The sequence below is a fragment of the Tritonibacter sp. SIMBA_163 genome (assembly GCF_046535935.1).
In the GTDB taxonomy this organism is placed as follows: domain Bacteria; phylum Pseudomonadota; class Alphaproteobacteria; order Rhodobacterales; family Rhodobacteraceae; genus Epibacterium; species Epibacterium scottomollicae.
On the sequence record NZ_JAWJBP010001057.1, the window covers coordinates 1 to 245 of the forward strand.

The window sequence follows — 245 nt, forward strand, 5'->3', positions numbered from 1 at the left end:
CAATGAGCAACGCGCTTATGGCCAATTCGATCACGATGCGTTTCGGGCGGCAGATCCCATGGTCCCGACAGGCGAATATTTTTCTGTCCAAAGGTATCGAACTGTCCCGCAGCACCCTGAGGCGATGGTCGAACCGTTTGGCAAATGAGGCGATTTTGCCAATTTATCAATTGATGGGGCAGGAGCTCAAGGCAAATAGCGAAAGGTTGTTTATGGATGAGACCACCTTACCGATGCTTCACCTC

The 245-nt window shown here is 51.0% G+C and carries 1 protein-coding gene; it reads left to right on the plus strand.

What is annotated here, in order from left to right; all coding sequences use genetic code 11:
• Window positions 1–17: 17 nt before the first annotated feature.
• A partial coding sequence (locus R0J92_RS25575) for an IS66 family transposase (RefSeq protein ID WP_411053753.1) occupies window positions 18–245 on the plus strand: 228 nt, incomplete at its 3' end.